The organism is Bradyrhizobium sp. 25ACV, from assembly GCF_054863005.1.
Map to the genome: position 1 here is coordinate 26112 of NZ_JAVAYO010000028.1, position 24882 is coordinate 50993.

Consider the following 24882-nt stretch of genomic DNA (forward strand, 5'->3'; position numbering starts at 1 on the left):
TTCAGGGAGAGCGACCCGCGATGACGATCGGCCCGACCGTATCAGGCAAGGTCCCGCTCGCGCGCCAGATGGCGCGGAGCGTGCTTGCGTGTGATCTCGGAGATTTCGGGCCGGAAATCGTCGCCAAGGCAAAGCTCTGCCTGCTCGATTTCCTGTCCTGCGCCTTCGAGGCCGGCCATCATCCCTGGAGCCGTCAGGCGGTTGCGATCGCACATGACGGCGGCAGCGCGACGATCATCGGGACGTCGCAGCTCTCCTCGCCAGCCGACGCAGCTTTCGCCAATGCGGTGATGGGGCACGGTCTGGTGCGCGAAGACATGCATGCGGCCAGCATCGCGCACCACGGCGTCGTGATCTGGCCGGCGCTGCTCGCGCTGTCCGAACAAACACCGCTGCACGGCGCGAAGCTGCTTACGGCTGCCATCATCGGCTACGAGACCGGCGCGCGGATCGGCCGCGCGCTGCTGACCTCGGACCTCGCACGCCTCTATCGCCCGACAGGCCTCGTGGCACCCCTGGGCGCTGCGCTCGCGGGAAGTTTTGCGCATGGCCTCTCCGAGGACCAGGCGACCAGCGCCATCGCGATCGCGGCCAATACCTCCAGCGGACTCAACGAGTGGCCGCATGCCGGCGGCTCCGACATGTATTTTCATCCCGGCTTTGCGGCCAGCAATGCGATCAAGGCAATTGGCCTTGCCGCAGCCGGCGCCTTCGGCTCGGAAACCATACTGGAGGGTGAAGCCGGCCTGTTCGCCGCGTATCGCCGCCAAGCCGCGCCCGACGGCATCGCGCTCTTCCCCAACGGCGAGTGCGAGATCATGGCCGTCTACAACAAGCCGGTGCCCGCCTGCAATTTCGCGCAGACCGCCGTTCAAGCGGCGCTGCGCGTTTCGCACGAACTCGCCAGCACGGAGGAGATCGACCGCGTCGTCATCCGTGCGCCGGATGCCGCCGTTCGTTATCCCGGCTGCGACTCCATGGGTCCCTACCGCAATGCGCTTCAGGCCAAGATGAGCATTCCCTTCAGCGTCGCGGCGACGCTGGCGCGGGGCGAGATCGAGGAAGAGAACTACGCCGAGCTCGACGATGCCGACATCATCCGCCTGGTCGCGCTCACCGATCTCAAGGCAGACGCCGGCTTCACCGCCGCCTTCCCCGGCAAGCAGGGCGCGGAGGTGTCCGTGCAGCTGCGCGACGGCCGAACCGTCCGGCATGCCCTGCCCGACGTCATTGCCGCAACACCTGCAGATATTCGAGCACGCTTTCGCAGCTCGGCAGCCGGAGTCCTCGGTGAGGACCGCGCGCATCGGCTCGAGCAACTCATCGACGACTGCGAGCAGCTCGGCAATGCCGGCGACATCGCCGCGCAGTGCCGCCTGGACGCAACAGAACGGGCTTTACGATCGGCATCATGAGAAGTGCCGGAGAGTACGGGGGAAACATGGTCGATTTCGAGACCAGCTTAGAATTGTCAGCGGCGCGGAGGCGGGGCTGATGGAAGGTTTTCTGCAAGCGCTCGCCGCGGGGCTTCTGATCGGCGCCGTCTACGGCCTGATGTGCGTCGGGCTCGGCCTGATCTTCGGCGTCATGCGCGTCATCAACTTCGCCCACGGCGATTTCATGATGCTCGGCATGTACACCGCCTTCTATCTCTTCACCGCCGCCGGCGTGCAGACGCTGTTCGGCAACGCCGTGGGGCCGTTCGTCGCCATCCTGCTGGCCGGGCCCGTGCTCGCCGTGTTCGGCTATTTCGTTCATCGGACGCTGATCTCGCACGTGTCAGGCACGCGCACCGCCTCGCTCGAAGGCGAAGGCCATTACGCCCAGCTCATCCTCACGCTCGGCATCGCGCTGATCCTGCAGAACGGCGGCCTCATCGTGTTCGGCTCGGTGCTCGCCTCGATCCGCACGCCACTGTCGAGCTCGGCCTGGGAGCTCGGGCCCTTCTTCGACATGAGCATCTTCCTCAACAAGGCCCGCAGCATCGATATGATCGTCTCGCTGGCGATCATGATCCTGCTGTCGCTGCTGATCACGCGGACCCGGATCGGCAAGTCGCTCCGCGCCGCCGCTGACAATCCGACGGCTGCGACCTATATGGGCATCGACGTCGACCGCGCGCATCGCACCGCCTTCGCACTCGGCTGCGGCATCACCGCGATTGCCGGCGGCCTGCTCGCCACCAACTACCCCTTCCACCCCTTCGTCGGCCTCGAATACGTCATCGTCATGTATGCCGGCGTCGTGCTCGGCGGCATGGGCAGCATCATCGGTGCGTTCTGGGGCGGCATGACGATCGGCCTCGTGCAGCAGATGTCGACGCTGATCCTGCCGACGCAATTGCAGAACGCCGCGATCTTCGCCGTCTTCCTCCTCATCATCTTCTTCCGTCCGCAGGGCTTCTTCGGGCGCATGGTCGAGAGGACGTGACCATGCTCCGGATGCGCTCCTTTCTGCCTCCCCTGCTCTTCACGCTCGCCTATGCGGTCGTGTCGCTCGGCGTCACCAACTCCTACTACCAGCTCATCCTGACGCTGGTGCCGGTGTGGGCGGTGTTCGGGCTGTCGTGGAACCTGCTCAGCGGCTACACCGGCCTGATCTCGTTCGGCCACGCCGCCTTCTTCGGGATCGGCGCCTACGCGACCGCGCTCGGCCAGATCTATTTCGACATCTCGCCGTGGCTGCTGATCCCGATCGCCGCCATGCTCGGCGGCATCGCCGGGCTCCTGATCGGCTTCCCGACCTTCCGCCTGCAGGGCCACTACTTCGCGCTGGCGATGCTCGCCTACCCGCTCGCCATTCTCTACGTGTTCGAATGGCTCGGCTTCCAGGAGGTGACGCTTCCGATCAAGCGCGAGGCGCCGATCGCCTACATGCAGTTCGCCGATCCGCACCTCTACACGCTCCTCGGGCTGGCGCTCATGCTCGCCACCATCGTTCTGACGCAAATGATCGAGCGATCGCGCTTCGGCATGGCGCTGCTCGCGATCAAGCAGAACGAGGCTGCGGCCGAAGCCGCCGGTATCAATACGCTGGCCTGGAAGCTGCGCGCGATCACGCTCAGCGGCGCGATTGCCGCCGCCATCGGCGGGTTCTACGCGCAGGTGCTGCTGGTCGTGACCCCGGCATCGGTGTTCGGCATGCTGGTGTCCGCGCAGGCGCTGACGGTCGCGATGTTCGGCGGCGTCGGCACGGTCTGGGGCCCGGTGATCGGTTCGGTGATCCTGATCCCGCTCGCCGAGATCCTGCACGCCGAAGCCGGCGCGCGCATCCCCGGCATTCAGGGCGTCATCTTCGGCATTGCCATCGTCTGCGTCATCCTGCTGGCGCCGGAAGGCCTGTTCTGGAAGCTACGCGATCTCCTGCGCAAGCGCACCGCATCCAAGGCGGCGGTCAGTGATAACGCGGAAGCGGCAGCTGCCAACGTGACGGCCCTGAAGCCGGCTGCGCGGCAGCGCGCCGCCACCGGCGAGGTCGTCCTCGAAGTGAAAAACCTCTCGCGATCCTTCGGCGGCCTGAAGGCGGTGCAAGATGTCAGCTTCAAGCTGCACAAGAACGAGATTCTCGGCATCATCGGCCCCAACGGCGCCGGCAAGACCACGCTGTTCAATCTCCTCAACGGCTTCCTCAAGCCGAGCCAGGGCGAGGTGCTGATCGACGGCCGCAACATGTCGGGCCAGCGGCCGCACGTGATCTGCGAGGTCGGCATCGGCCGCACCTTCCAGGTGATGCGGCCGTTCCTGCGCATGTCGATCCTCGACAACGTCGTCGTGGGCGCCTATGTGCGCGCGCGCTCCGATGACGAGGCCCGCAAGCTTGCCGCCGACGCGGTCGCCCGCGTCGGGCTGTCTGCGGTGGCAGACCGTGTCGCCGGCGAGCTCTCGACCAAGGAACTGCGGCTGATGGAGCTTGCTCGCGCAATCGCGGGCCAGCCGCGCATCCTGTTGCTGGACGAGACGCTCGCCGGTCTCGGCCATGGCGAGGCCGACGAGGTCGTTGCGGTGATCCAGCAGCTCGCGCGCGACGGCATGACCATCGCGATCATCGAGCACACCATGCAGGCGATGGTACGCCTCGTCGATCGCTTTCTCGTGCTCGACCACGGCGCCGTCATCACCGAAGGCCTGCCGGAAGTGGTGACGCGCGACAACCGCGTGATCGAGGCCTATCTCGGCAAAAAGTGGGTGGGCCATGCTGCGAATTGAGGGATTGAGCGCGGGCTATTCGGCCAAGCCCGTCCTGAACGACGTCTCGATCAATGTCGGCGCAGGCCAGTTCGTCGCAATCGTCGGCCCCAACGGCGCCGGCAAGACCACGTTGTTCAAGACGATCTCCGGCATCGTCAAGCCGAGTGGCGGCGCGATCACGTTCGACGGCGTCGATCTGCTCGCAGTGCCGCCGCCGCAGCGCGCCCATCTCGGCATCGCCCACGTCCCGGAGGGACGCCAGGTCTTCCCGTCGCTGACCGTGATGGAGAATCTGGAAATGGGCGCGATGACCGAAAGCGGCCGGCGGGACTGGCAGGCCAACATCGAGCGCATCTTCGAATGGCTGCCGGTGCTGAAGGAGCGGCGCGATCAATTCGCGGGCACGATGTCCGGCGGCCAGCAGCAGATGCTCGCGATCGGCCGCGGCCTCGCCTCCTCGCCGAAGCTTCTGATGCTGGACGAGCCCTCGATGGGGCTCGCGCCTTCGACCGCGGACTTCATCTTCGAGCGGCTGATCGAGATCCGCCGCCAGTCCGGGCTGACCATGCTGCTGGTCGAGCAGCGCGTCGCGGAAGCGCTGGAATCCGCCGACCACGGCTATGTCCTCGAAGCCGGACACGTCGTGCTCGAAGGCAACAACGCCACGCTGCGCGCCGACGACCGCGTGCGGAAGGCCTATCTCGGCATGTGACCAACACAAAAAACAGAGATCAGGGAGAAAACAAAATGAACAAGACTTCAAAAGGACTGAGTCGCCGCACCGTGCTCTCCGGCGCCGCCGCCGTCGGCCTCGCGGGCGTTGCGCGCGCGCAGGCACCTGGCGAGATCAAGGTCGGATTGATCGTGCCGCTGTCGGGCATCTACACCCGCCCCGGCCAGGTGATGAAGATGGGCGCCGAGATGGGCATCGAGCACATCAACGCGCAGGGCGGCATCAAGGCGCTCGGCGGCGCCAAGCTGAAGCTGGTCGTGATCGACTGCGGCGATACCACCGAGAAGGCCAAGAACGCGGCGCAGCGCATGGTGGCACAGGAGCCTGATCTGGTCGCCGCCACCGGCTCCTATCTCTCCTCCTTCACGTTGGCAGTCACCGAGGTGACCGAGCGCGCCGAACTGCCGGTGCTGACGCTGTCCTATTCGGACCTGCTGACCGACCGCGGCTTCAAATACATCTTCCAGACCGCCGCGACCGCGAGCCGCCAGTCAGAGCTCGGCCTGCCGACGCTGATGAAGCTCGCCGAGAATGCCTCGGGCAAAAAGCCGAAGACCGTGGCGATGCTGATGGACAACACCGCGACGTCGGTGGCCACGGCCAAGGCGCTCAAGGAAAGACTGTTCGCGCAGGAAGGCCTGCAGCTCGTGGTCGAGGAAGTCTGGACCCCGCCGCTGTCGGATGCGACGCCGCTGATCCAGAAGGTTCGTTCGGCCAAGCCCGATTTGCTGCTGTTCATGCCGAACGCGGTGTCGGACGCCAAGCTCGGCCTGGAGAAAATCAGCGAGTTCGGCCTCGGCCAAGGCAAGATCCCGACCGTCTCCTTCAGCATCACCATCGCCGAGCCCGACATGCTGCAGAGCGTGAGCCCGGAGACGGTGCAAGGCATCATGACCATCGTCGCCAATTGGGGCTCGAAGGGCCACGAGGCGCTGATCGCCGAGCTCAAGGCCAAATACAAGGAGCCCTGGATGACGCAGAACGTCATCTCGACCTATGGCGACATGTGGCTGATGAAGGAAGCGCTGGAGAAGGCCGGCAAGGCCGACCGCAATGCGGTCGCGCAGGCCTTCCGCACCATGGATGCCGGCCCCTCCAAATATTATCCGGGCGGTCAGCTCAAATTCGACGAGAAGGGCCGCCGGGTCGGCGCCGGCGTCGTCATCGTGCAATGGCAATCGGGCGTGCCTGTCACCGTTTATCCGCCCGAGCTCGCGCAGGCGCAGCCGTTCTGGCCGAAGAAATCCTGACAACGTCGCGCAATTTTTCAGGGAGGAGATTGTCATGACTGCCAAGAGCAAGATCACGATATCGCGGCGAACGCTGCTGGCCGGCGCCTCCGGCACGCTGATCGCGTCCCGGGCCGGCTGGGCGCAGCAGCCTTCTGAAGTGAAGGTCGGCCTGCTTGTGCCGATCTCGGGGCTCTATGCCCGCCCGGGAACGGTGATGCGCGAAGGCGCCGAGATGGCGATCGACCACATCAACGCGCAAGGCGGCGTCAAGGCGCTCGGCGGCGCCAAGCTGAAGCTCGTCGTGCTCGATTCCGGCGATACCACGGAGAAGGCCAAGAACGCGGCACAGCGCATGGTCGCGCAGGAGACCGATCTGGTCGCGGCCAGCGGCGCCTATCTGTCCTCGTTCACGCTCGCGGTGACCGAGGTGACCGAGCGCGCCAACCTGCCCATGCTTACCCTCTCCTACTCGGACCTGATCACCGAGCGCGGGTTCAAATACGTGTTCCAGACCGCGGCCACCGCGGGGTCGCAGGCGCGGCAAGCGTTGCCCCAGCTCATCAAGCTGGCGGAGACGGCCTCCGGCAAGCGGCCGAAGACGGTCGCGATCCTCACCGACAACACGGGCGCCTCGATCGCCTCCGCCAAGGCGATGCGCGAGGGCCTGCTGGCGGAGAACCAGTTGCAGCTGATCGTCGACGAGACGTTCACCCCGCCGCTGGCGGATGCGACGTCGCTGGTGCAGAAGATCCGTTCGGCCAAGCCCGATCTGCTGTTCTTCCTGCCGACCGTGATCTCGGATGCAAAACTGCTGCTGGAGAAGATGAACGAGTTCGGCCTCGGCCAGGGCAAGATTCCGACGATCTCGTTCGGCATCGCCATCGCCGAGCCCGACATGCTGCAGACCGTCAGCCCCGAACTGCTCCAGGGCGTGTTGACCTGCGTTGCCAGCTGGGGCGCCAAGGGCCACGAGGCGCTGATCGCCGAGTTGAAGACCCGCTACAAGGAGCCGTGGATGACGCAGAACGCGATCTCCACCTATGGCGACATGTGGGTGATCAAGGACGCGCTGGAGAAGGCCGGCAAGGCCGATCGCGTCGCCGTCGGCGAAGCGCTGCGCACCATGGATGGCGGTCCCTCCAAATATTACCCGCTGGGCGAGATCAAGTTCGACGAGAAGGGCCGCCGCGTCGGCGCCGGCATGACCATCGTGCAGTGGCAAGCCGGCATTCCGGTAACGGTGTTCCCGCCCGAACTCGCGCTGGCAAAACCGTTCTGGCCCAAGAACTGACCTAAGAGCTGATAACGGGCGAACAAGAAACGGAGACCATAATGGACAAGGCGACCTACGACCGCGGCCTCGAAATCCGCAAGAGCGTGCTCGGCAACGAATTCGTCGACAAGGCGATCGCCTCCGCCGACGAGTTCAACCGGCCGATGCAGGACCTCACCACGGAATATTGCTGGGGTTACGTCTGGGGCCGCGAGGGCCTCACCCGCAAGACGCGCAGCTTCCTCAACCTCGCAATGCTCTGCGCGCTCAATCGCCCGCACGAGCTGAAGACCCATGTCCGCGGCGCGCTCGCCAATGGCGCGACCAAGGAGGAAATCCGCGAGGTCTTCATGCAGGTCGCGATCTATTGCGGCGTGCCGGCGGGCGTCGATGCCTTCCGGAATGCGAAGGAAGTCTTCGCCGAGCTCGACAAGAAGTAGCGGAGCGTGGCTGCGATGAAGGGCAAATGGGCACTCGTGACCGGCGCGACCGCGGGCCTCGGCCTCGCCATCGCGGAAGGCCTTGCCGGCGCGGGCGCCAATATTGTCCTGCACGATCTCCTCACGCCGAAGCAGGCCGCGGATGATCTCCGCGCCCGCTTCGGCGTGGAGGTCGTCGCGGCCGGCGCCGATCTGTCCCGGTGCGAGGCGATCGAGGCCATGATGGCGGACCTGCTCGACCGCTGCGGCGCCATCGATATCCTCGTCAACAACGCCGTTGTCAGGCATTTCTCTGCCATCGAACAGTTTCCGCCCGAGCGCTGGGACCAGGCGCTCGCCGTCAACCTTTCGGCGCCGTTCCACCTCATCCGCATGGCGCTGCCGGCGATGAAGCAGCGCGGCTGGGGCCGGATCATCAACATGGGCTCGATCTATTCGGGCCGCGCGGTCGAGGACCGCATCGACTACGTCACCACCAAGACGGCGATTGCAGGCATGACCCGCGCGGTGGCCATCGAGACGGCGCGCAGCGGCATCACCTGCAACACGCTCTGCCCAGGCACGCTGCCGACGCCGGCCATCCTGAACAAGATCGCGACGATGGCTTCGAGCAGCAATCGTCCGGTCGAGGACGTGACGCGCGACTATCTCGGCGAGCGCCAGCCGACGCAGCGCTTCATCGAAATGGATGCGGTCGCCGCCATGGTCGTCTTCCTCTGCGGTCCGGCCGCAAACGACATCACCGGCGCCAGCCTGCCGATCGACGGCGGCTGGTCGGTGGCATGAGAACTGGAATGGGAGTGCTGCGATGACTGAACAGTCAGGCCAGACCGTCGTGCTGACGGGTGCCGCCGGCGGCATGGGACGGGCCATCACCAAGGCGCTGCTGGACAGCGGCCGCCGCGTCGTGCTGGTCGATCGCGACGCCAAGGCGCTTCAAGAGCTCGCGACGACGGCCGGCGATGCCGTGTTTCCGATCCAGCTCGACATCAGCGACGCCAAGGCCGTCGATGGCCTGCCGGAAGCCATTCCCGGTCATTTCAGGCCGGTCGACGTTCTCATCAACAATGCCGGCCACGACATCGGCGGCCGGACGCGCTTCGACATCGGTTCTGCGGACGACTGGTCCAACATCATCCAGACCAACCTGATCGGCCTGATGCGCGTCACGCGCGCGATCCTGCCAGGCATGGTCCAGCGCAACGCCGGCCATGTCGTCAACATCAGCTCCATCAACGCGGTGCGGATCGTGCCTGACATGGCGGCGTACAGCACCAGCAAGGCGGGCGTGCACATGTTCACCGAGACCCTTCGGGGCGAGCTGGCGGAAACCGCGATCCGGGTCACCGAGCTGCAGCCCGGCCTGACCCGGACCAACATCATCCTGACCCGCTACCGCGGCGATCAGCAGAAGGAAAAGGACTATTTCGACCAGTTCAGGATGGCGCTCGATCCGGCCGATATCGCCCGCTCGATCGTCTTCGCCCTCGACCAGCCCGCCCACGTTCAAATTGCCGAAATGATGATTCTGCCTGTAAACCGGTACTGAGTTTTCCCGAACAGGACCCGGACATGGAAAGACGCAACGAATTGCAGTCGACACTCCGCATCGAGGACGTCCCGACCGTCCGGGCGATGGTGGCGCAGAAGCTGCGTGAGGCGATCATGTCCGGGACGCTGAAGCCGGGCCAGCGCCTGGTCGAGCGCGAGCTCTGCGAGATGATGGGCGTCAGCCGCCCCTCGATCCGCGAAGCGCTGCGTGCGCTCGAGGCCGACGGGCTGGTCAATACGGTTCCGCACCGCGGCCCCGTGGTGTCCACGATCAGCCTCGAAGAGGCCCGGCAGCTCTACGCGGCCCGCGCGGTGCTCGAAGGCTTCGCCGGCCGCGAATGCGCCAGGCTTCACGACCCCGAGGTGGCACGCCGGATCGGCGACGCCCTGACACGGCTCAAGGCGGCCGCGGCCAAGCAGGATCTCGTCGGATGCCTCGAAGCCAAGACCGATTTCTACGCGGCGCTGATCGGCGGCTGCCGCAATGCGTTTATCCAGCGCATGCTCAAGCCGCTGCACGATCGCATCCAGCTGCTGCGGATCACCTCGATGTCGCAGCCGAAGCGGATCAACAAGAGTCTTCGCGAGGTCACCGCGATCTGGCGTGCGATCCAGAACGGCGATCCGGATCTCGCCGAACGTTGCTGCGTCGACCACATCAACGCGGCCGCGGTGGCCGCGCTCGACATGATCGAAAAATCGTCGGCGGCCAAGGAGGCGGCGCCTTCCGACGACTAGAATAAATACCGCCAGGGAGTGTTCGATGAAGTTTCTCGTACGATCGCTGATCCTGTTCCTGCTGCTCTGCCCTCGGGACGCGGCGATCGCGGACGAGTACCCCTCCCGCCCGGTCACGGTCATCGTGCCGTTCTCCGCCGGCGGTCCCGGCGACGTCATCGCACGTATCCTCGGCAGCGCCATGAGCGCAACGCTGAAACAGTCCATCGTCATCGAGAATGTCGTCGGTGCCGGCGGCACGCTGGGCACCAACCGCGTCGCCAAGGCGGCCGCGGATGGCTACACGCTGCTGCTGATGCATGTCGGCCAGGCGACTGCCCCTGCCCTCTACGCCAAGCTGCCGTTCGATCCAGTCGGCGATTTCGCTCCGATCGGGCTGGTCACCGACGTCCCGATGATCCTGGTGGCGCGGCCGAACTATCCCGCCAGGGACCTCGGCGAGCTGATCGCGCATATCCGCAACGCCGGCGACAAGGTCACTTTCGGCAATGTCGGTCTCGGCTCGGCCTCGCAACTCTGCGGCCTGATGTTCATGAGCGCCACGGATACCAAGCTCACCCCGATCTACTACAAGGGCGGCGGGCCGGCGCTGAACGACGTCATCGCCGGCCATATCGACGTCTATTGCGATCCCGCGACAGGGCCGACGCCGTACATCCAGTCGAAGACAATCAAGGGCTATGCCATCACCAGCAAGACGCGTGTCGCGACGCTGCCTGATGTGCCGACCTCGACTGAAGCCGGCGTTCCCGAGTTCAATGTCACGACCTGGTACGGCCTCTACGCACCGCGTGGCACGCCCAAGCCCGTCGTCGACCATCTCGTCGGCGCGCTGCAGACGGCGCTGAAGGATCCGGCGCTGATCAGCCGCTTTGCCGAGCTCAGCATGGCGCCGGTCGAGCCCGAGCGCGCGACGCCGGAAGCCCTCGAAGCTTTCCTGAAAGCCGAGATCGGCAAATGGGGACGGATCATCAAAGCGGCCGGAATCGAGCCGCAGTAGACGCCGGCATCAACTCATAGAGCTGAAAGCGATCCGAAGGTGCGAACGCTGTTCGTCGAGCAGGGCGCTGCTGGGTAGAGCCTTTTCGACTTCAGCACGCGCCTTGAAATTCGGGACCCACCGTGTTAGACAAAAATACATTTTGTCGAACATGGGCAAATTGCCATGACAAAAGGATCAGCAAGTAAATCCCCAACGCGCCAGAGCAAGCGAGCGGCTGGCGCGGCCAAGGGTAGCTGGGTGCAGAAGGCTCTTCATCGGGAGGCAACGACGGGCCGGCTTGTCGTGAGCAAGGCGCGGTTCGAGGCGGTTATGCGGGCGGCGGAAAAGTCGGGCCTCCTGAGCGAAAAAGGCGGCCGTATCGGCGGCAGGGTGAGCCCAGCCTTGGTGAGGCAGGCCAAACGGCAGACGGGCATCAAGACGGATACAGACTTGATCGAGTTTGCGCTGGCGACGGTCGCGCTTGAGGATAACTTCGCAGACGCGTTCAAGGAGTCTCGCGCCAAGGTCGACCCGAAGCTGAAGCTTGGCTTTTAGGGTGGCGGAGTTGGATTTCGACGCTGCCCGGCGGTGGGCGCGCTTCGATCCGCAAAGAACCCTGGCACGACGAAGAGACAACGAGCTGCCGTTCGTCGATCCGAATTCAATCGGTGGACAAGGACTCCTGCTCGATACTTCCGTGTACATCGATCAGATGCAAGGTCGTTCGCCAAAACTCCTGGACGATCTGATCGCGCAGCGACAGGTCAATCATTCGACTGTCGCCATCCAGGAACTGATGCACACGGTCGGCGTATTGGATCCATCCGACGCGCGAACCGCTGGTGTTATTGAAGTGATCGGCAAGCAGATCAGAGCAATGCCACCACATCGCATCTTTGCGCCGGACACCGAGGTCCTCGGACGCGCTGCGCTGCTGTCGGGGATACTCTGCCGTCTCCAAGGCTACGAGAAGGACGCTAAGCTTCGCGCGCTCCAGGATTGCGTGCTATTCCTTCAAGCGCAAAAGCTGGGCCTAGTTGTTCTGACCGCGAACGTCGGCGACTACGATATTCTACTCCAGCTCATTCCAGAAGGACGCGCGCTGTTCTACCGCGCGAAATGAACTCCAGCTTAGATCGGCCTGGTTGAACGGGCCCCGGCGTTCGCGAGATCAGGATACGTCAGGCGTCCGGCGCTTACCGAATCATCTACCTGGCCACTATCTGCGCCTTCCTCGACATATTTCAATTGTCGAAACGGCTTGCTGCGTCGTCCCACGAGGCGTAGTTTTCAACTCTACGTAGCTCATTCGAAAGCATCTATCGGGTTCGGCCTGGCGGGAGCGAGCAATGGCGGATGTCCCATGGCACCTTTCCGGTGACTATTTCGAGAATTGCAGTTGCAGCATCGTGTGTCCCTGCCTGGTGTCGGCGGCGCCCCCGTTGACCGCGCGACCGACCGAGGGCTTCTGCAACGTACCGTTGATCTTCCACATCGAGAGCGGCCGCTATGGCGCTATCGCGCTCGATGGGCTGAATGTGCTCGTCGTCCTCCACGCACCTGGGGTCATGGCAGACGGAGATTGGTCGGTGGCCGCCTATATTGATCAGCGCGCCAGCGATGAGCAGACCGAGGCACTGGCTGCGATCTTCACCGGCGGTGCCGGCGGTCCGATGGCTGCCTTCGCGCCGCTGATCAGCAAGAACCTGGGGGTGCGCAAGGTCCCGATCACGTTCCGGATCGACGGCAAGACGCGATCCGCGGAAATCCCCGGCATCCTGCACATGTCCGTCGATCCGCTGCCAACCATGCATCCGAGCGGGGAGATGTGGGCGAACATCGGCCATCCGGTCAGCCCCGATGCCATGGTGATGGCCGTCGGCGCGCCCGGCAATACTTTTAGCGATCATGGCATGCGCTGGGATAATTCCGGCAGGAACGGCCTCTATGCGCCGATCCGCTGGTCGAACCACGCGTGATGTAAACTTCCGATACCGGCCTGCGTCAGGGCCGCCAATTCGATCGCAAATGATGGACAGCCCACTGGAAACCGTGCTGCGTCGCGATCGCTGGATCGTTGGCGGCGCGATCGGCGTCATGGTCGCACTGGCATGGAGCTATGTGCTCTGGCTCGCCAACGACATGGACATGGGCGGCATGGACATGACCGGATTCCGCATGATCCCGGCCGGGATCGGAATCATGCTGCCGACGAGCGAGCCGTGGCGAACGTTCGAATTCGCCTACGTGCTCCTAATGTGGGCGGTGATGATGATCGGAATGATGGCCCCCTCGGCCGCGCCCATGATCCTGATGTACGCCCGCGTAGGCCGACACGGCAAAGCACAGGGCAAGCCGTTCGCCGCGACCGGCTGGTTTGCCGCCGGCTATCTCCTCGCCTGGTGCGGCTTTTCGCTGGCAGCCACCATTCTCCAATGGGCGGTCGAGCGAGCCACCTTGCTGGACTCCCGGATGGCGCTCGCAAGCAACTTGCTCGGCGCCATCGTGCTGGTCGCGGCGGGTCTCTATCAATGGACACCGCTGAAGGACATCTGTCTCGCCCAATGCCAGTCGCCGTTTCTGTTCCTGATGCGCCATGGCGGCTTTCGCAGCGACCCGCGCGGCTGCCTGCTGCTGGGACTTCGACACGGAGGCTATTGTGTCGGCTGCTGCTGGGTTTTGATGGCGCTGTTGTTCGTGGGCGGCGTGATGAACGTGCTCTGGATTGCGGTTTTAGCGCTGCTTGTCCTCCTGGAAAAAGTTACGCCGGTCGGACGATGGATCGCGCGCGCTGCCGGCATCGCATGTGTGGCCGCGGGCGCCTGGCTGCTGGTGTTCTTGCCGCAGTGATCTGCAACCTGCTTGACGTTCAGTTCGATTTCTACGCCCCCCGTTCTTCGGGCGCACCGCTGTCCGGCATTTTGGCTGCCCCGACCGCTCCCACAGGGCAAAGAACAATCACTTGAACGTTCGTAACTTCAGCTGAACCGCAAAACGGCTTGACGAGGACGCCGACAATGAATGTAATGTTATAACATTACATATCTGGTCCCGATGCCCAATCGTCACTCTATCCCCTTGAAAAGACTGTTCGATCTCCATGCAAAAACTCCCCGTCACCGTCTTGTCCGGCTTCCTCGGGGCTGGAAAGACCACTTTGCTGAACCACGTCCTGAACAACCGGCACGGCCTGAAAGTGGCGGTGATCGTCAACGACATGAGCGAGGTGAACATCGATGCGGATCTGGTCCGTGGTGGCGGTGCGAACCTGTCCAGGACTGACGAGAAGCTCGTCGAGATGACCAACGGGTGCATCTGCTGCACGCTGCGCGACGACCTCCTGAAGGAGGTGCGCGCCCTCGCCGAAAACGACCGGTTCGATTATCTGCTGATCGAATCCACCGGCATCTCCGAGCCGCTCCCGGTTGCAGCGACCTTCGACTTCCGTGCCGAGGACGGCGAAAGCCTCTCCGACGTGGCACGCCACGACACCATGGTCACCGTGGTCGACGCGGTGAATCTACTGAGGGATTATTCATCGACGGATTTCCTGGAGCAACGCGGCGAAGCGCTGGCGAACGACAAGCGCACGCTGGTCGATCTCCTCGTCGAGCAGATCGAATTTGCCGACGTGATCGTGCTCAACAAGGTCGATGACGCCTCGCCGACACAACGCGAAGCAGCGCGAAAGATCATCCGCGCGCTTAATCCGGAAGCGGAGCTGATCGAAGCCAACCACAGCCGGGTCGCCTTCGATCGCATTCTCGACACCGGGCGGTTCGACTTCGAAAAGGCGCAAGCGCATCCGCTCTGGTTCAAGGAACTCTACGGCTTTGCCGATCACGTGCCGGAGACGGAGGAGTACGGCGTGAGCAGCTTCGTCTATCGCGCGCGCCGGCCGTTCGATCCCGAAAAGTTCGACAAGTTCGTGCGAGAGCCCTGGCCCGGCGTCATTCGCGCCAAGGGACATTTCTGGCTGGCGACGCGCCCGCAATGGCTGGGCGAGATCAGCCAGGCCGGCGCGATCACGCGCACCGAGGCCCTTGGATTCTGGTGGGCGAGCGCGCCTGCGGAACGCTGGCCGGACGACCCGTTCTGGCGCAAGCGGTTGCGCGCGAACTGGAACGACGTCTATGGCGATCGTCGCCAGGAAATCGTGTTCATCGGCGCGGGCATGGACGAGAGCGCGCTCCGCGCACGCCTGGACGCCTGCCTTGTCCCGGGCAAGCCGGCCATGAACGTCGCGGAATGGGCCAAGCTCGCAGACCCGTTTCCGGTCTGGCGACGCGCGAACGAAGTTTTGGAACGCGAATGACCAAAATCGTCCGCTTCGCCTCGAAATCCGAACTCGAGCGGCAGCGCCTCATCCGCGAGGCGCGTGCGATCTACGACAGCATCTTCCCGCCGGATATCCCTGCCGGCGGCTGCGCGCATGATCCGTCAGATCAATGGGCGGCACACGAAGCGACCGCCGAAATCCAGCCCAAACAACAATAAGGGATGAAGGTGGTGCGCTCGGAGGGCGTTCGCATTGGCGCGATTTCAATACTTGCCGAGAGGGCAAAGAACAAGAGTGCGCTTCCGCGCTCAAAGTGCCTTTCAGGTGCCCCCTAGCTGGCAACAAGTCGCGGCCCGCTTTTCCAGCTGCGATCAGCCTTTCCGCGCGGCGCCAAAAAGCCGCCCTTCCCCATCGGATCGCGGTTTGCCCCCTTGCTGACGACGCCTTGTGAAGATGCCATGTCGCTTGAACACTTGTCGCTTGAACACTTGGCGCCGGTTCCAATACCCTGCGTCGGTCATAATTCGTGATGATTTTGTCACGCTGGCAGGAAAGTAGAAGCTGCCGCATCCACGATCATAATACTGGCAAGCTAACGGACTGTCGTTCTCCTAGACTGTGTCGACGACCTCAAGCGAGGGGTTGCCATGATCAGGAACGAAATCTCTCGGCAGGCAGCAGGCGCTGCGATACTGGCCGCGATCGTGCTGTCGCCAGCTGCTGCGCGTGCCGACCTTGCCGGCGTAGGTTTTTGGTTGCCGGGCATGATGGGCAGTCTCGCCGCCGTGCCCGGCCAGCCCGGCTGGAGCATGACCAACATCTATCTCCACTACGAGCTCGTGGCCGGCTCGGGGAAGCAGCTGCAACAGAATGCATCCGTTGTCACCGGCCTGTATGCGCGAGCCGATGCCGTCGCATTCATGCCGGCCTATACATTCGAAACGCCAGTGCTGGGCGGACAGCTCACGCTCGCAGCGCTCGGCGTGCCCGGACATGTCGGGGTCGGCGTGAATGCCACGCTGACGGGGCCGTTCGGTAACCAGATTTCGGGCACGGTCAACGACAGCCGAACCACATGGGCGGACGTCTACTATCTCGGCACCCTGAAATGGAATCACGGCGTCGACAATTACATGGTCTACCTCATGGGCAATATCCCGAGCGGCACCTATGACTCGACCCGTCTTGCCAATCTGAGCGCTGGCCACGTCGCCGTCGATGCCGGCGCAGGCTACACCTATCTCAATCCGCAAACCGGGCGCGAATTCTCCGTGGTCGGGGGATTTACCTACAACAGGATCAACTCTGCGCTGCAATATCAGAATGGCATCGACTTCCATGTCGACTGGGGTATGTCGCAATTTATCGGCAAGTCCGTCCATGCCGGCTTCGTCGGCTATGCCTATCAGCAGCTCACCGGCGACAGCGGCGCGGGTGCAAGGCTCGGCGACTTCAAGGGCAGCGCGGTCGGCGTCGGCCCGCAGATCGGATTTATTTTTGCTGCCGGCCAAGGATATCAGGGCTATCTGAACCTGCGCGGCTATTGGGATATCTTCACCGAGAACCGTGCCAAGTCCAGTACGGTCTTGATGACCCTGAGCTTCGCGCCGGCCGCTCCTCAGCCCACGACGCCGCGCGTGTCCCGGCACGTAAAGGCGCCCTAGCCCCGACCGCCATCGCCGGATGGCTCGTCTCGCGGAGGCATCGACAGCCGTCGGGCCGTTGGCACCCGGCGGCTGCTTTCCGAACGCGCTCGGTCAGGCGCGCTTCATCGCCCGCGCCGCTTCCTTTTCCAGATCCAGATAGACCTCGGGGCTCACATCCACCGCGACACCCAGGATCGTGCCGCCCGTGAACGTACCGGGCGTCTTGTACTCCTGGCTTACCGCATCGCCGCTGTCCCGCCCGATGCAGAGGCCATCACCGGACAGCGTGAACTTGCCCGACTGCACGCGCATATCGCCTTGCGCGACCGCCTTGTCGTTCACGTAAAGCGTCGTCTTGCCGAGCGATTCGCCTTTTGGACCGGCTTTTTCGCGGATGAACTCCATGCCGAGCGTGTGCTTGCCTGGCGTGAGCTCCTCGGAGACGAGCTTCTGCTCCGGCTTGATGCCAAGGAAGTTGTAGACGTAGTGCAGCTTCCTGTCCTTGATGAACAAGGTGTGGCCGCCGAAGCGCGAGCCATGCGCGAAGATCACGCCCGATGCATTCGCATCGGTGATGTCGACGTCCGCAATGATCTTGTACGAACGACCGCGGACGCTGACCGCGACGCCCTCCGGAACGGCCGATGTTCCGGGATAGTAGACGTAGCGCGCGCGAGGCTTCTCTTCGCTCGGCCGCTCCGAGCCGAGGATTTCCGCGGGGCTTCGATCATCGAGCGGCAGCACGTAGTTCCTGTTCGCCTCATCGAACCACACCTTGATCAGCGCCTGGAGCTTGTCCGGGTTCTGCTTGGCGAGGTCAGTTGATTCGGAGCGGTCGGCGTCGACGTGGAAGAGTTCCCACTGGTCCTGGTCGAACTTTCCATGACCATAGTACGTCACGTGCAGAGCGGAGGCCTTCCAGCCGTCTTCCCAGATGCCGCGCGTACCGAACATGGCGTAGTACTGCCGCTTCTTCTGCGTCGGCGCATCCTGACTGTCGAACGTGTAGCGCATGGAGACGCCCGACAACGGGTACTGCTCGACACCACGATAGACCTTGGGCATCTCCAGCCCGCAGCAATCGAGGATGGTCGGCACAATGTCGGTGGAGTGATGGTACTGGTTGCGCACCTCGCCTTTCGCCTTGATGCCCTTCGGCCATGAGATCACCAGCGGGCAGCACGTGCCGCCGGCAAATTGCGAATAGCGCTTGAACATCTGGAAGGGCGTCGAGAACGCTACGGCCCAACCGGTCGGGAAGTGATTGTAGGTTTCCGGGCTGCCAAGAACCTCGAGATACTTCATGTTCTCCGACAACTCATCGGGGTAGTTGTTGAACAGCTTGTTCTCGTTGACCGAGCCGCTGGGGCTGCCTTCGCCCGAGGTGCCGTTGTCGGCGCAATAGAACACGATGGTGTTCTCGAGCTGCTTGCTCTGCTCCAGGTAATCGATGATGCGGCCAACCTGGGCATCAGTGTATTCCGAGAATCCGGCCCAGACCTCGGCCATGTGCGAGAACAATTGCTTCTCGTCCGCATTCAGCGCCGCCCACGGCCGCACCGCGTCATTGGGCTCGGCAATCTCCTTGGGCATCGGATTAATCGGCGTGAGCTTGGTGTCCTTGGGCAACAGGCCCTTTTCAATCATCCGCGGCAGCACCCATTCGCGATAGGCTTCATAGCCTTCGTCGAACTTGCCCTTGTACTTGGCGATGTACTCCTTGGGGGCATGGTGCGGGGCGTGGTTCGCACCGGGGCAGAACCACATGAACCACGGCTTCGAAGGATTGCTCGCCTTCTGGTCTCGGATCATCTGCAACGCCTGGTCGGCGAGGTCCTTCGACAGGTGATAGCCTTCCTCCGGCGTGTAGGGCGGATCAATGAACCTGTTGTCCTCGACGAGATCGGGGTACCACTGGTTGGTCTCGCCGCCGAGGAATCCGTAATAGCGGTCGAACCCCTTGTTCAGCGGCCATTGCGAGCGCGTGGCCCCCGGCGCGACATCGTTTTCCGGAACGTTGTGGTTCTTGCCGATCCACATCGTGCTCCAGCCGGAGTCCTGGAGAACCTGGCCGATGGTAGCGCACGCATCGGGAATGCGGCCGTTGGCACCAGGGAACCCTTGCGCAGTTTCGGTGATCGTCGAACAACCGTTGAGATGATGATTGCGCCCGGTCAGGAATGTGGAGCGCGTCGGCGAGCACAGTGCCGTCGTGTGCCACTGCGAATACATGAGGCCATTGTCCGCAAGCTTCTGCAGCGTCGGCATGTTGATACGTCCGCCGAACGGCGACCAGCTGGCGAGGCCTGTGTCGTCATAAAGTACGACCAGGATGTTGGGAGAGCCTTCAGGAGCCCGCGCCGGTATGAACGGATCCCAGTCCGGCTTCGACTCGCGAATATCGAGCTTCATGGTGCCCTTGAACGGCTTCTTGAGGGGTGGCGGGCCACCCACGCCGACGCCTGTGGTCGTCGTACCCTGCGCGGCCGCCGTCGAGACAATCGTTGGCGACCTTGGAAGTGCGGCTGCCGCACCTGCTGCCGTTGTCGCTAGCAGGATGTTGCGTCGGCTGATCCTTGAGCGTGGGCTACCTACATGCCCTTCTGCGCCGTTGTTCGGCTTTCCTGACTTCCGGTTCTGATCCGAATTGTCATTGCTCATGATGCTGTTCTCCCTTGGTACGAAAGCTTTACTTCATTCGGCAAACCTCTCTGGTTCCCTCGCCACGCAGCGGAAGCCGACGTGGCTCGTCGACGTGTCGACCGCCTCCGCGTGACGCGCGGCCGGTCGGTAGCGGCGGCAATAGTTCGGAGCGCAGAGATGCGAGCCGCCCTTCAAGACTTTACGGGGCATGCGCACCGCGGGCTGACACGGATCAAAGCTCGCGGTCTCTGGACCGCCGCGGGGGTTGAACGGAACACAGCACGGCTTTGCGGCGTCGGCTTCGTGCTTCGCCGACCACCAGTCGGAGGTCCATTCCCAGACATTGCCGATCATGTCGTAGAGGCCGTAGCCGTTCGGCGGGAAGGCTGTTACGGGCGAGGTGCTCTCATAGCCGTCCCCGCAGAGGTTCTGAACCGGGAAATTGCCCTGCCAGATGTTTGCCATTTGCGCGCCGCCAGGCGTCAACGCATTGCCCCAGGCGTAGTCCTCACCATCAAGTCCGCCCCGCGCGGCGAACTCCCACTCCGCTTCGGTCGGCAGATCCTTGTCCGCCCATTTCGCATAGGCCGATGCATCGGCATACGTGACGTGCACGACCGGATGATCGTCCAAGCCCACGAGATTGCTCTTCGGACCGCGCGGATGCCGCCAATTGGCATCTTTCAGAAAGGCCCACCACCGGCTCCAGTCGGACAGGTTCGTGACCCGGCGCGGCGGCACAAACACCAGCGAGCCCGCGTAGATCATGTGCGGAAGTGCGCCTGGATATTGCTCCGGGTCTGGCGGAATTTGCGCCGTCGTAACGTGCCCGGTCGCGTTGACGAATGCCTTGAACTGACGGTTCGTCACCGGCGTGCGGTCCATCCAGAAGCCGGCCACCGTGGCGCGATGAACCGGCGCTTCCTCCGGATAATGGCGGTTCGAGCCCATGCGGAACGTGCCGCCGGGGATCCAGACCATGTCATCGGCCTTGATATCGTCCGGCCTCGGCCTGCTCAGTTCGGTCCCTGCTCGCAACATCGCGAAATCCACGCGCGGCCGCTACGGGCACGCCGCGACAAGCAAGATCGGCGTGAATGACCTCTGCCTGTGGCGATTGATGGCGTTCAGCATCGGCAGCATTTTGCGCTCCCTATTCCAGCCCCAAAGCGGCATTCGTGAGGAGCTACGTCAGTTCTTCTTTCCCAGTTGCCTCGTCTTAGTTTGAGGCAAATGCGCTGAATGCGAGCGGCGCCAAAGGGTCGAGGAGGCCATCGCAACTTGGGCGAGCTTGTGCCGTGGTATGGGCTGGCAATTGACCTACATCAAGCTCCGCTGCCCAAAATGGGCGCGCGATCGTTAGGCTCCGTCCGGTTGCCGGACAGCGGCATCTGGACAGGCCAACTCCTCAGGGGGATCATGGAAGCGGTAGGCGAACGAGAGGCTTCGCCATGGAGGTCGGAGGTTGGCTGCGGAAGCTCGGCCTCGAACGCTATGAGGCGGTGTTTCGCGAACACGAGATCGACGGCGCGGTCCTGCCGAGCTTGACAGCCGAGGACCTGAAGGATCTTGGTGTCCACTCCGTCGGGCATCGCCGCAAGCTGCTCGATGCCATCGCTGTGTTGCGCGGTGACGGCCGCGGATCGGCACAGTTTCCCGAAAGCATGGCGGATAGCAACGAAGCCGCCCCAGATACCGCCGAGCGCCGCCACGTCACGGTGATGTTCTCGGACCTAGTGGGTTCGACCGCACTTTCCGTTCGCATGGACCCGGAAGACCTGCGCGATATCATTTCAGCCTATCAGACATGCGTCGCCGAAACGGTGCGCCGCTTCGGCGGATATGTCGCAAAATTCCTGGGCGATGGAGTGCTTGCCTATTTCGGCTATCCGGTTGCGCACGAGGATGACGCCGAGCGTGCGGTTCGGGCCGGGCTCGCCATGATCGATGCGGTCGCAACGCTCGCAGCTCCTGAACCCCTACAGGTGCGGGTCGGAGCCGCCACCGGTCTGGTCGTGGTTGGAGACCTTGTCGGATCCGGCCAGGCACAGGAATGCGGCATCGTCGGCGAGACGCCGAATCTTGCAGCACGCCTTCAAGGAGGCGCTGAACCAAATACGGTCGTGATTGCCGAGGCCACGCGCAGCCTTCTCGGCAATCTTTTCGAGCTGCGAGAGTTCGAGCCAAAGGGACTCAAGGGGATTGCCGGGCGAGTGAAAGCCTTCGCGGTGCTGCGGGCAAGTTCCGTCGAGAGCCGCTTCGAGGCAATGCATCCTGGCGGCCCGACTCCGCTGGTCGGACGCGAAGAAGAGCTTGAATTGCTGCAGAGGCGCTGGGCAAAAGCCAAGGCCGGCGAAGGCCAGGTGGTCTTGCTGTCCGGTGAGCCTGGCCTAGGCAAATCCAGGCTCACCGCCGCTTTGATGGAAATTCTCGCATCCGAGCCGCACACGCGATTACGCAATTTCTGCTCGCCGCAGCACACAGACCGCGCTTTTTATCCGATCATTGGACATTTCGAACGCGTCGCCGGGTTTACGCGCGGCGATACTTTGCAGACGAAGCTTGACAAGCTCGATGCCATACTCGCGCAGACCTCGACGTCCAAGCTCGACGCCGCGCTGCTGGCCGAGTTGCTGTCGCTCCCCAATGACGGACGCTATCCTGCGCTGGATCCTGCTCCCGAACAGCGCCGGCAGAAAACGTTGGAGGCACTTGGCGGCCAGATCGAAGCGTTGGCGCGCTCCAGTCCAGTCTTGATGATTTTCGAGGATGCACATTGGAGTGATCCCACGAGCCTGGAAGTGCTCGGTCGCGTCATAGACCGGATCACGGCTCTTCGCGTGCTCATGATCGTGACGTTCCGGCCAGAATTCGCGGCACCGTGGGTCGGACAACCGCACGTAACAGCCTTGGCGCTCAATCGGCTGGCAGGTCGCGACGTCAACTCGCTGATTGACCGCGTCCTCGGCAACAATCGACTACCAACAAATATCAGAAACGACATTGTCGAGCGAACAGATGGCATTCCCCTGTTTGTGGAAGAGATGACGAAGGCGGTGCTGGAGGCCGGAAGCGAAGTGCAGGCAAGGCAGATGGTCGCCGCAATTCCGGTGCCGGCGCTGGCGGTCCCCGCAAGCTTGCAGGCGTCCCTGATGGCCAGGCTCGACAGGCTCGGCCCGGCAAAGGAACTGGCGCAGGTCGGCGCCGCGATAGGCCGAGAATTTTCGCACGCGCTATTGGCGGCGGTGGTGCACCAGCCGGAGGCGAACCTCTCTTCTTCACTCGACCGTCTGATCCAAGCCGGTTTGCTGTTCCGCCGTGGCATACCGCCGCACGCAACCTATTTTTTCAAGCATGCGCTGGTCCAGGATGCGGCCTATGGCACTCTGCTACGAGAGCCAAAACGCGCACTCCATGCTCGCATTGCGGAGGCACTGCAGAGCCAGCTTGCCGACGTCGCAGATGCGCAACCGGATCTTCTCGCAAGGCACTACACCGAGGCCGGGTTGATCGATACAGCTGCTGCCCTTTGGGGCAAGGCTGGATTGCGTTCAATCCAGCACTCCGCGCTCGTTGAGGCCCTCGAGCAGCTCATGCGCGCGCTTGCTCAGATTGCGACCTTGCCTGCTACACCGCGGCTTCGTCGCGAAGAGATCAAGCTACGAGTTGCACTGCTCTATCCGCTCCAACATGTCAAAGGACAAGGTGCTCCGGAAGTCAAGGCGGCTGCCGAGCGGACCATCCTGCTCATCGAACAGGCTGAAGCACTCGGGGAAGCTCCCGAGGATCCACTGCTGCTGTTCATGGCGCTTAGTACCTTGAGCGGAACATACCTCACTGCGTTCAATGGCGACCGGGCTTGTGAGAGCGCCGCACGGCTGTTGGCGCTTGCCGAGAAACAGAAGGACACGCTCCCAATCGTATTCGCCCATTGCCGCTTCGGTGTCGCTTTGGTGGAAATGGGAAACTTCGCGCAAGGTTTGGCACACTTGCGGACGATTGCGCTCTACGATCCCCTTGAACATCGCGAGACTGCCCGACGTCGCAGTCAGGATATCAGGCAGGCTGCATTGCTTTATCGATCGCGAGCGCAGTGGGCGCTTGGTTATCGTGAGGCTGCGATCCTGGATGCAGAACGAGCGCTCAATCACGCCCGCGACACCGGTCACGCCAGTACATTAATGTTGGCGCTGGCTCCTGTATGCCTCACCAAACTCCTCAATGGTGACTACGTGGCAGCGAAGAATCTATCTGACGAACTCATCCAACTGGCTGAAGAGAAGGGTTCGATCTTCTGGAAGAGCGCCGGAGTGTTGCGTCGTGCAGCTGTCCTGGTCTCGACAGGCAACGCCTCGGATGCACTCGGTATATTCACTGCCTCGATCCTCGCGCTACGATCAACAGGCACGACCATTTACCTCCCGGTTTGGCTTTCCCATCTGGCGAGGGCCTATGCTGAGGTTGGCCAATTCGATGATGCGTGGAGCACCGTTGCAGAGGCCATGACCCTGGTCGAAGCAACAAAGGAACAATGGTACGAGGCCGAACTTCACCGCATCGCCGGCGAAATTTCGCTGATGCCTTCCGAGCCGGATGCGGCGAAGGCCCAATCCCATTTCGAGCAGGCCCTTGCAATCGCCCGCGGACAGCAAGCGAAATCCTGGGAGTTGCGCGCGGCCACCAGCCTGGCGCGCCTATGGCGCGATCAAGGAAAACTGGAAGACGCCAAACAGCTTCTCGCTCCGGTCTTCGGCTGGTTCACCGAAGGCTTCGACACCTTGGACTTGAAGCGGGCAAACGCTCTGCTCACCGAGCTTGGATGCGCCGATCCTTGCCGGTCTTAGACAGATCTCATGCGAGCTGACGGAACAGCCGCGGGCCACCGAACAACCGAATTCCTGGGAAAGAACACTCAGCGGAACGAAGCACCAACGATCGATGCGGGTAACATTGCGGAAATAGCGGATTGCGAAGGCTTTTTCGTATCAATCACTTACGCCATTTGGTGCGCTCGGAGGGACTCGAACCCCCACGATTTTACTCACTGCCACCTCAAGGCAGCGCGTCTACCAATTCCGCCACGAGCGCTTTGGGGATGCCGGCTTGAGGCCTGAAGGGGCCGGCCGGATCAACGGCGCCGATCTAACAAATCCATCAGAGGGGTACAAGCCTGCAAAG

22 protein-coding genes and 1 tRNA gene are annotated in these 24882 nt (G+C 63.1%); 20 read left to right on the top strand and 3 right to left on the bottom strand.

Features of this window, described 5'->3' with window-relative positions; translation table 11 throughout:
• Window positions 1-20: 20 nt before the first annotated feature.
• The 18 genes from RAD04_RS37655 (at window position 21) to RAD04_RS37740 (ending at window position 17079) form a co-directional block, all read left to right on the top strand.
• Window positions 21-1415, top strand: a complete 1395-nt coding sequence (locus RAD04_RS37655; RefSeq protein WP_461627823.1) for an MmgE/PrpD family protein — start codon at window positions 21-23, stop codon at window positions 1413-1415.
• Between the two features lie 79 nt (window positions 1416-1494).
• Window positions 1495-2430 carry a branched-chain amino acid ABC transporter permease gene (locus RAD04_RS37660; RefSeq protein WP_461627824.1) on the top strand — a complete coding sequence of 312 codons (936 nt, stop codon included), beginning with the start codon at window positions 1495-1497 and terminating at the stop codon, window positions 2428-2430.
• Between the two features lie 2 nt (window positions 2431-2432).
• Window positions 2433-4205, top strand: coding sequence for a branched-chain amino acid ABC transporter ATP-binding protein/permease (locus RAD04_RS37665; protein ID WP_461627825.1), 1773 nt, complete (start codon window positions 2433-2435; stop codon window positions 4203-4205).
• Window positions 4192-4899, top strand: a complete 708-nt coding sequence (locus RAD04_RS37670; protein ID WP_028140567.1) for an ABC transporter ATP-binding protein — start codon at window positions 4192-4194, stop codon at window positions 4897-4899. Before RAD04_RS37665 ends, RAD04_RS37670 begins: the two co-directional genes overlap by 14 nt.
• A 35-nt stretch (window positions 4900-4934) precedes the next feature.
• Window positions 4935-6170 carry an ABC transporter substrate-binding protein gene (locus RAD04_RS37675; RefSeq protein ID WP_461627826.1) on the top strand — a complete coding sequence of 412 codons (1236 nt, stop codon included), beginning with the start codon at window positions 4935-4937 and terminating at the stop codon, window positions 6168-6170.
• A 34-nt stretch (window positions 6171-6204) separates the two neighbouring features.
• Window positions 6205-7443 (top strand): ABC transporter substrate-binding protein, encoded by a 1239-nt coding sequence (locus RAD04_RS37680; protein WP_461627827.1) that lies wholly within the window; start codon window positions 6205-6207, stop codon window positions 7441-7443.
• 41 nt (window positions 7444-7484) lie between these two features.
• Window positions 7485-7865, top strand: a complete 381-nt coding sequence (locus tag RAD04_RS37685; RefSeq protein WP_028137140.1) for a carboxymuconolactone decarboxylase family protein — start codon at window positions 7485-7487, stop codon at window positions 7863-7865.
• Window positions 7866-7880: 15 nt separating this feature from the next.
• Entirely contained in the window at window positions 7881-8651 is a 771-nt protein-coding gene (locus RAD04_RS37690) for an SDR family oxidoreductase (RefSeq protein WP_461627850.1), read from the top strand.
• A gap of 22 nt (window positions 8652-8673) precedes the next feature.
• The gene (locus tag RAD04_RS37695) at window positions 8674-9414 is read left to right on the top strand and encodes an SDR family oxidoreductase (RefSeq protein ID WP_461627828.1); all 741 of its coding nucleotides are present in this window, start codon (window positions 8674-8676) and stop codon (window positions 9412-9414) included.
• Window positions 9415-9437: 23 nt separating this feature from the next.
• A complete protein-coding gene (locus RAD04_RS37700) occupies window positions 9438-10154 on the top strand; it encodes a GntR family transcriptional regulator (RefSeq protein ID WP_038949975.1) in 717 nt (238 codons plus the stop codon).
• Window positions 10155-10179: 25 nt separating this feature from the next.
• The gene (locus tag RAD04_RS37705) at window positions 10180-11154 is read left to right on the top strand and encodes a tripartite tricarboxylate transporter substrate-binding protein (protein ID WP_461627829.1); all 975 of its coding nucleotides are present in this window, start codon (window positions 10180-10182) and stop codon (window positions 11152-11154) included.
• A gap of 165 nt (window positions 11155-11319) precedes the next feature.
• Window positions 11320-11691, top strand: a complete 372-nt coding sequence (locus tag RAD04_RS37710) for a hypothetical protein (RefSeq protein WP_461627830.1) — start codon at window positions 11320-11322, stop codon at window positions 11689-11691.
• 1 nt (window position 11692) lies between these two features.
• The gene (locus tag RAD04_RS37715; RefSeq protein ID WP_461627831.1) at window positions 11693-12259 is read left to right on the top strand and encodes a type II toxin-antitoxin system VapC family toxin; all 567 of its coding nucleotides are present in this window, start codon (window positions 11693-11695) and stop codon (window positions 12257-12259) included.
• A 226-nt stretch (window positions 12260-12485) separates the two neighbouring features.
• A complete protein-coding gene (locus RAD04_RS37720) occupies window positions 12486-13115 on the top strand; it encodes a DUF1326 domain-containing protein (protein ID WP_461627832.1) in 630 nt (209 codons plus the stop codon).
• A gap of 49 nt (window positions 13116-13164) precedes the next feature.
• Complete coding sequence (locus RAD04_RS37725) at window positions 13165-13986, top strand: DUF2182 domain-containing protein (RefSeq protein ID WP_461627833.1); 822 nt, start codon at window positions 13165-13167, stop codon at window positions 13984-13986.
• A gap of 250 nt (window positions 13987-14236) precedes the next feature.
• A complete protein-coding gene (gene zigA, locus RAD04_RS37730) occupies window positions 14237-15451 on the top strand; it encodes a zinc metallochaperone GTPase ZigA (protein WP_461627834.1) in 1215 nt (404 codons plus the stop codon).
• On the top strand, window positions 15448-15633 hold the full coding sequence (locus tag RAD04_RS37735) for a hypothetical protein (protein ID WP_461627835.1): 186 nt from the start codon (window positions 15448-15450) through the stop codon (window positions 15631-15633). Before zigA ends, RAD04_RS37735 begins: the two co-directional genes overlap by 4 nt.
• Before the next feature lie 429 nt (window positions 15634-16062).
• Entirely contained in the window at window positions 16063-17079 is a 1017-nt protein-coding gene (locus RAD04_RS37740; protein ID WP_461627836.1) for a SphA family protein, read from the top strand.
• A 93-nt stretch (window positions 17080-17172) separates the two neighbouring features.
• Here RAD04_RS37740 and RAD04_RS37745 read toward each other — a convergent pair whose 3' ends face one another.
• Complete coding sequence (locus tag RAD04_RS37745) at window positions 17173-19515, bottom strand: arylsulfatase (protein ID WP_461627837.1); 2343 nt, start codon at window positions 19513-19515, stop codon at window positions 17173-17175.
• 240 nt (window positions 19516-19755) lie between these two features.
• The gene (locus RAD04_RS37750; protein WP_461627838.1) at window positions 19756-20745 is read right to left on the bottom strand and encodes a formylglycine-generating enzyme family protein; all 990 of its coding nucleotides are present in this window, start codon (window positions 20743-20745) and stop codon (window positions 19756-19758) included.
• On the opposite strand from RAD04_RS37750, the gene RAD04_RS37755 reads away from it, so the two are divergent.
• Both RAD04_RS37755 and RAD04_RS37760 read left to right on the top strand, forming a co-directional pair.
• The gene (locus tag RAD04_RS37755; RefSeq protein ID WP_461627851.1) at window positions 20684-20932 is read left to right on the top strand and encodes a hypothetical protein; all 249 of its coding nucleotides are present in this window, start codon (window positions 20684-20686) and stop codon (window positions 20930-20932) included. The genes RAD04_RS37750 and RAD04_RS37755 overlap by 62 nt on opposite strands.
• 223 nt (window positions 20933-21155) lie before the next feature.
• Window positions 21156-24548: an ATP-binding protein gene (locus RAD04_RS37760; protein ID WP_461627839.1), complete on the top strand. Its 3393-nt coding sequence runs from the start codon at window positions 21156-21158 to the stop codon at window positions 24546-24548.
• A gap of 159 nt (window positions 24549-24707) precedes the next feature.
• On the opposite strand, the gene RAD04_RS37765 is transcribed toward RAD04_RS37760, so the two are convergent.
• Window positions 24708-24792 (bottom strand) — tRNA-Leu (locus RAD04_RS37765).
• Window positions 24793-24882: the final 90 nt, after the last annotated feature.

What these genes read in the sequence shown, in the direction of transcription:
- RAD04_RS37720 (WP_461627832.1), top strand. Translation starts at nt 12,486, where the DNA reads ATGGCGGATGTCCCATGGCACCTTTCCGGTGACTATTTCGAGAATTGC.
- RAD04_RS37685 (WP_028137140.1), top strand. Translation starts at nt 7,485, where the DNA reads ATGGACAAGGCGACCTACGACCGCGGCCTCGAAATCCGCAAGAGCGTG.
- RAD04_RS37670 (WP_028140567.1), top strand. Translation starts at nt 4,192, where the DNA reads ATGCTGCGAATTGAGGGATTGAGCGCGGGCTATTCGGCCAAGCCCGTC.
- RAD04_RS37760 (WP_461627839.1), top strand. Translation starts at nt 21,156, where the DNA reads ATGGAGGTCGGAGGTTGGCTGCGGAAGCTCGGCCTCGAACGCTATGAG.
- RAD04_RS37755 (WP_461627851.1), top strand. Translation starts at nt 20,684, where the DNA reads ATGTCATCGGCCTTGATATCGTCCGGCCTCGGCCTGCTCAGTTCGGTC.
- RAD04_RS37660 (WP_461627824.1), top strand. Translation starts at nt 1,495, where the DNA reads ATGGAAGGTTTTCTGCAAGCGCTCGCCGCGGGGCTTCTGATCGGCGCC.
- RAD04_RS37710 (WP_461627830.1), top strand. Translation starts at nt 11,320, where the DNA reads ATGACAAAAGGATCAGCAAGTAAATCCCCAACGCGCCAGAGCAAGCGA.
- RAD04_RS37665 (WP_461627825.1), top strand. Translation starts at nt 2,433, where the DNA reads ATGCTCCGGATGCGCTCCTTTCTGCCTCCCCTGCTCTTCACGCTCGCC.
- RAD04_RS37725 (WP_461627833.1), top strand. Translation starts at nt 13,165, where the DNA reads ATGATGGACAGCCCACTGGAAACCGTGCTGCGTCGCGATCGCTGGATC.
- RAD04_RS37705 (WP_461627829.1), top strand. Translation starts at nt 10,180, where the DNA reads ATGAAGTTTCTCGTACGATCGCTGATCCTGTTCCTGCTGCTCTGCCCT.
- RAD04_RS37735 (WP_461627835.1), top strand. Translation starts at nt 15,448, where the DNA reads ATGACCAAAATCGTCCGCTTCGCCTCGAAATCCGAACTCGAGCGGCAG.
- RAD04_RS37740 (WP_461627836.1), top strand. Translation starts at nt 16,063, where the DNA reads ATGATCAGGAACGAAATCTCTCGGCAGGCAGCAGGCGCTGCGATACTG.
- RAD04_RS37675 (WP_461627826.1), top strand. Translation starts at nt 4,935, where the DNA reads ATGAACAAGACTTCAAAAGGACTGAGTCGCCGCACCGTGCTCTCCGGC.
- RAD04_RS37655 (WP_461627823.1), top strand. Translation starts at nt 21, where the DNA reads ATGACGATCGGCCCGACCGTATCAGGCAAGGTCCCGCTCGCGCGCCAG.
- RAD04_RS37750 (WP_461627838.1), bottom strand. Translation starts at nt 20,745, where the DNA reads ATGTTGCGAGCAGGGACCGAACTGAGCAGGCCGAGGCCGGACGATATC.
- zigA (WP_461627834.1), top strand. Translation starts at nt 14,237, where the DNA reads ATGCAAAAACTCCCCGTCACCGTCTTGTCCGGCTTCCTCGGGGCTGGA.
- RAD04_RS37700 (WP_038949975.1), top strand. Translation starts at nt 9,438, where the DNA reads ATGGAAAGACGCAACGAATTGCAGTCGACACTCCGCATCGAGGACGTC.
- RAD04_RS37695 (WP_461627828.1), top strand. Translation starts at nt 8,674, where the DNA reads ATGACTGAACAGTCAGGCCAGACCGTCGTGCTGACGGGTGCCGCCGGC.
- RAD04_RS37690 (WP_461627850.1), top strand. Translation starts at nt 7,881, where the DNA reads ATGAAGGGCAAATGGGCACTCGTGACCGGCGCGACCGCGGGCCTCGGC.
- RAD04_RS37680 (WP_461627827.1), top strand. Translation starts at nt 6,205, where the DNA reads ATGACTGCCAAGAGCAAGATCACGATATCGCGGCGAACGCTGCTGGCC.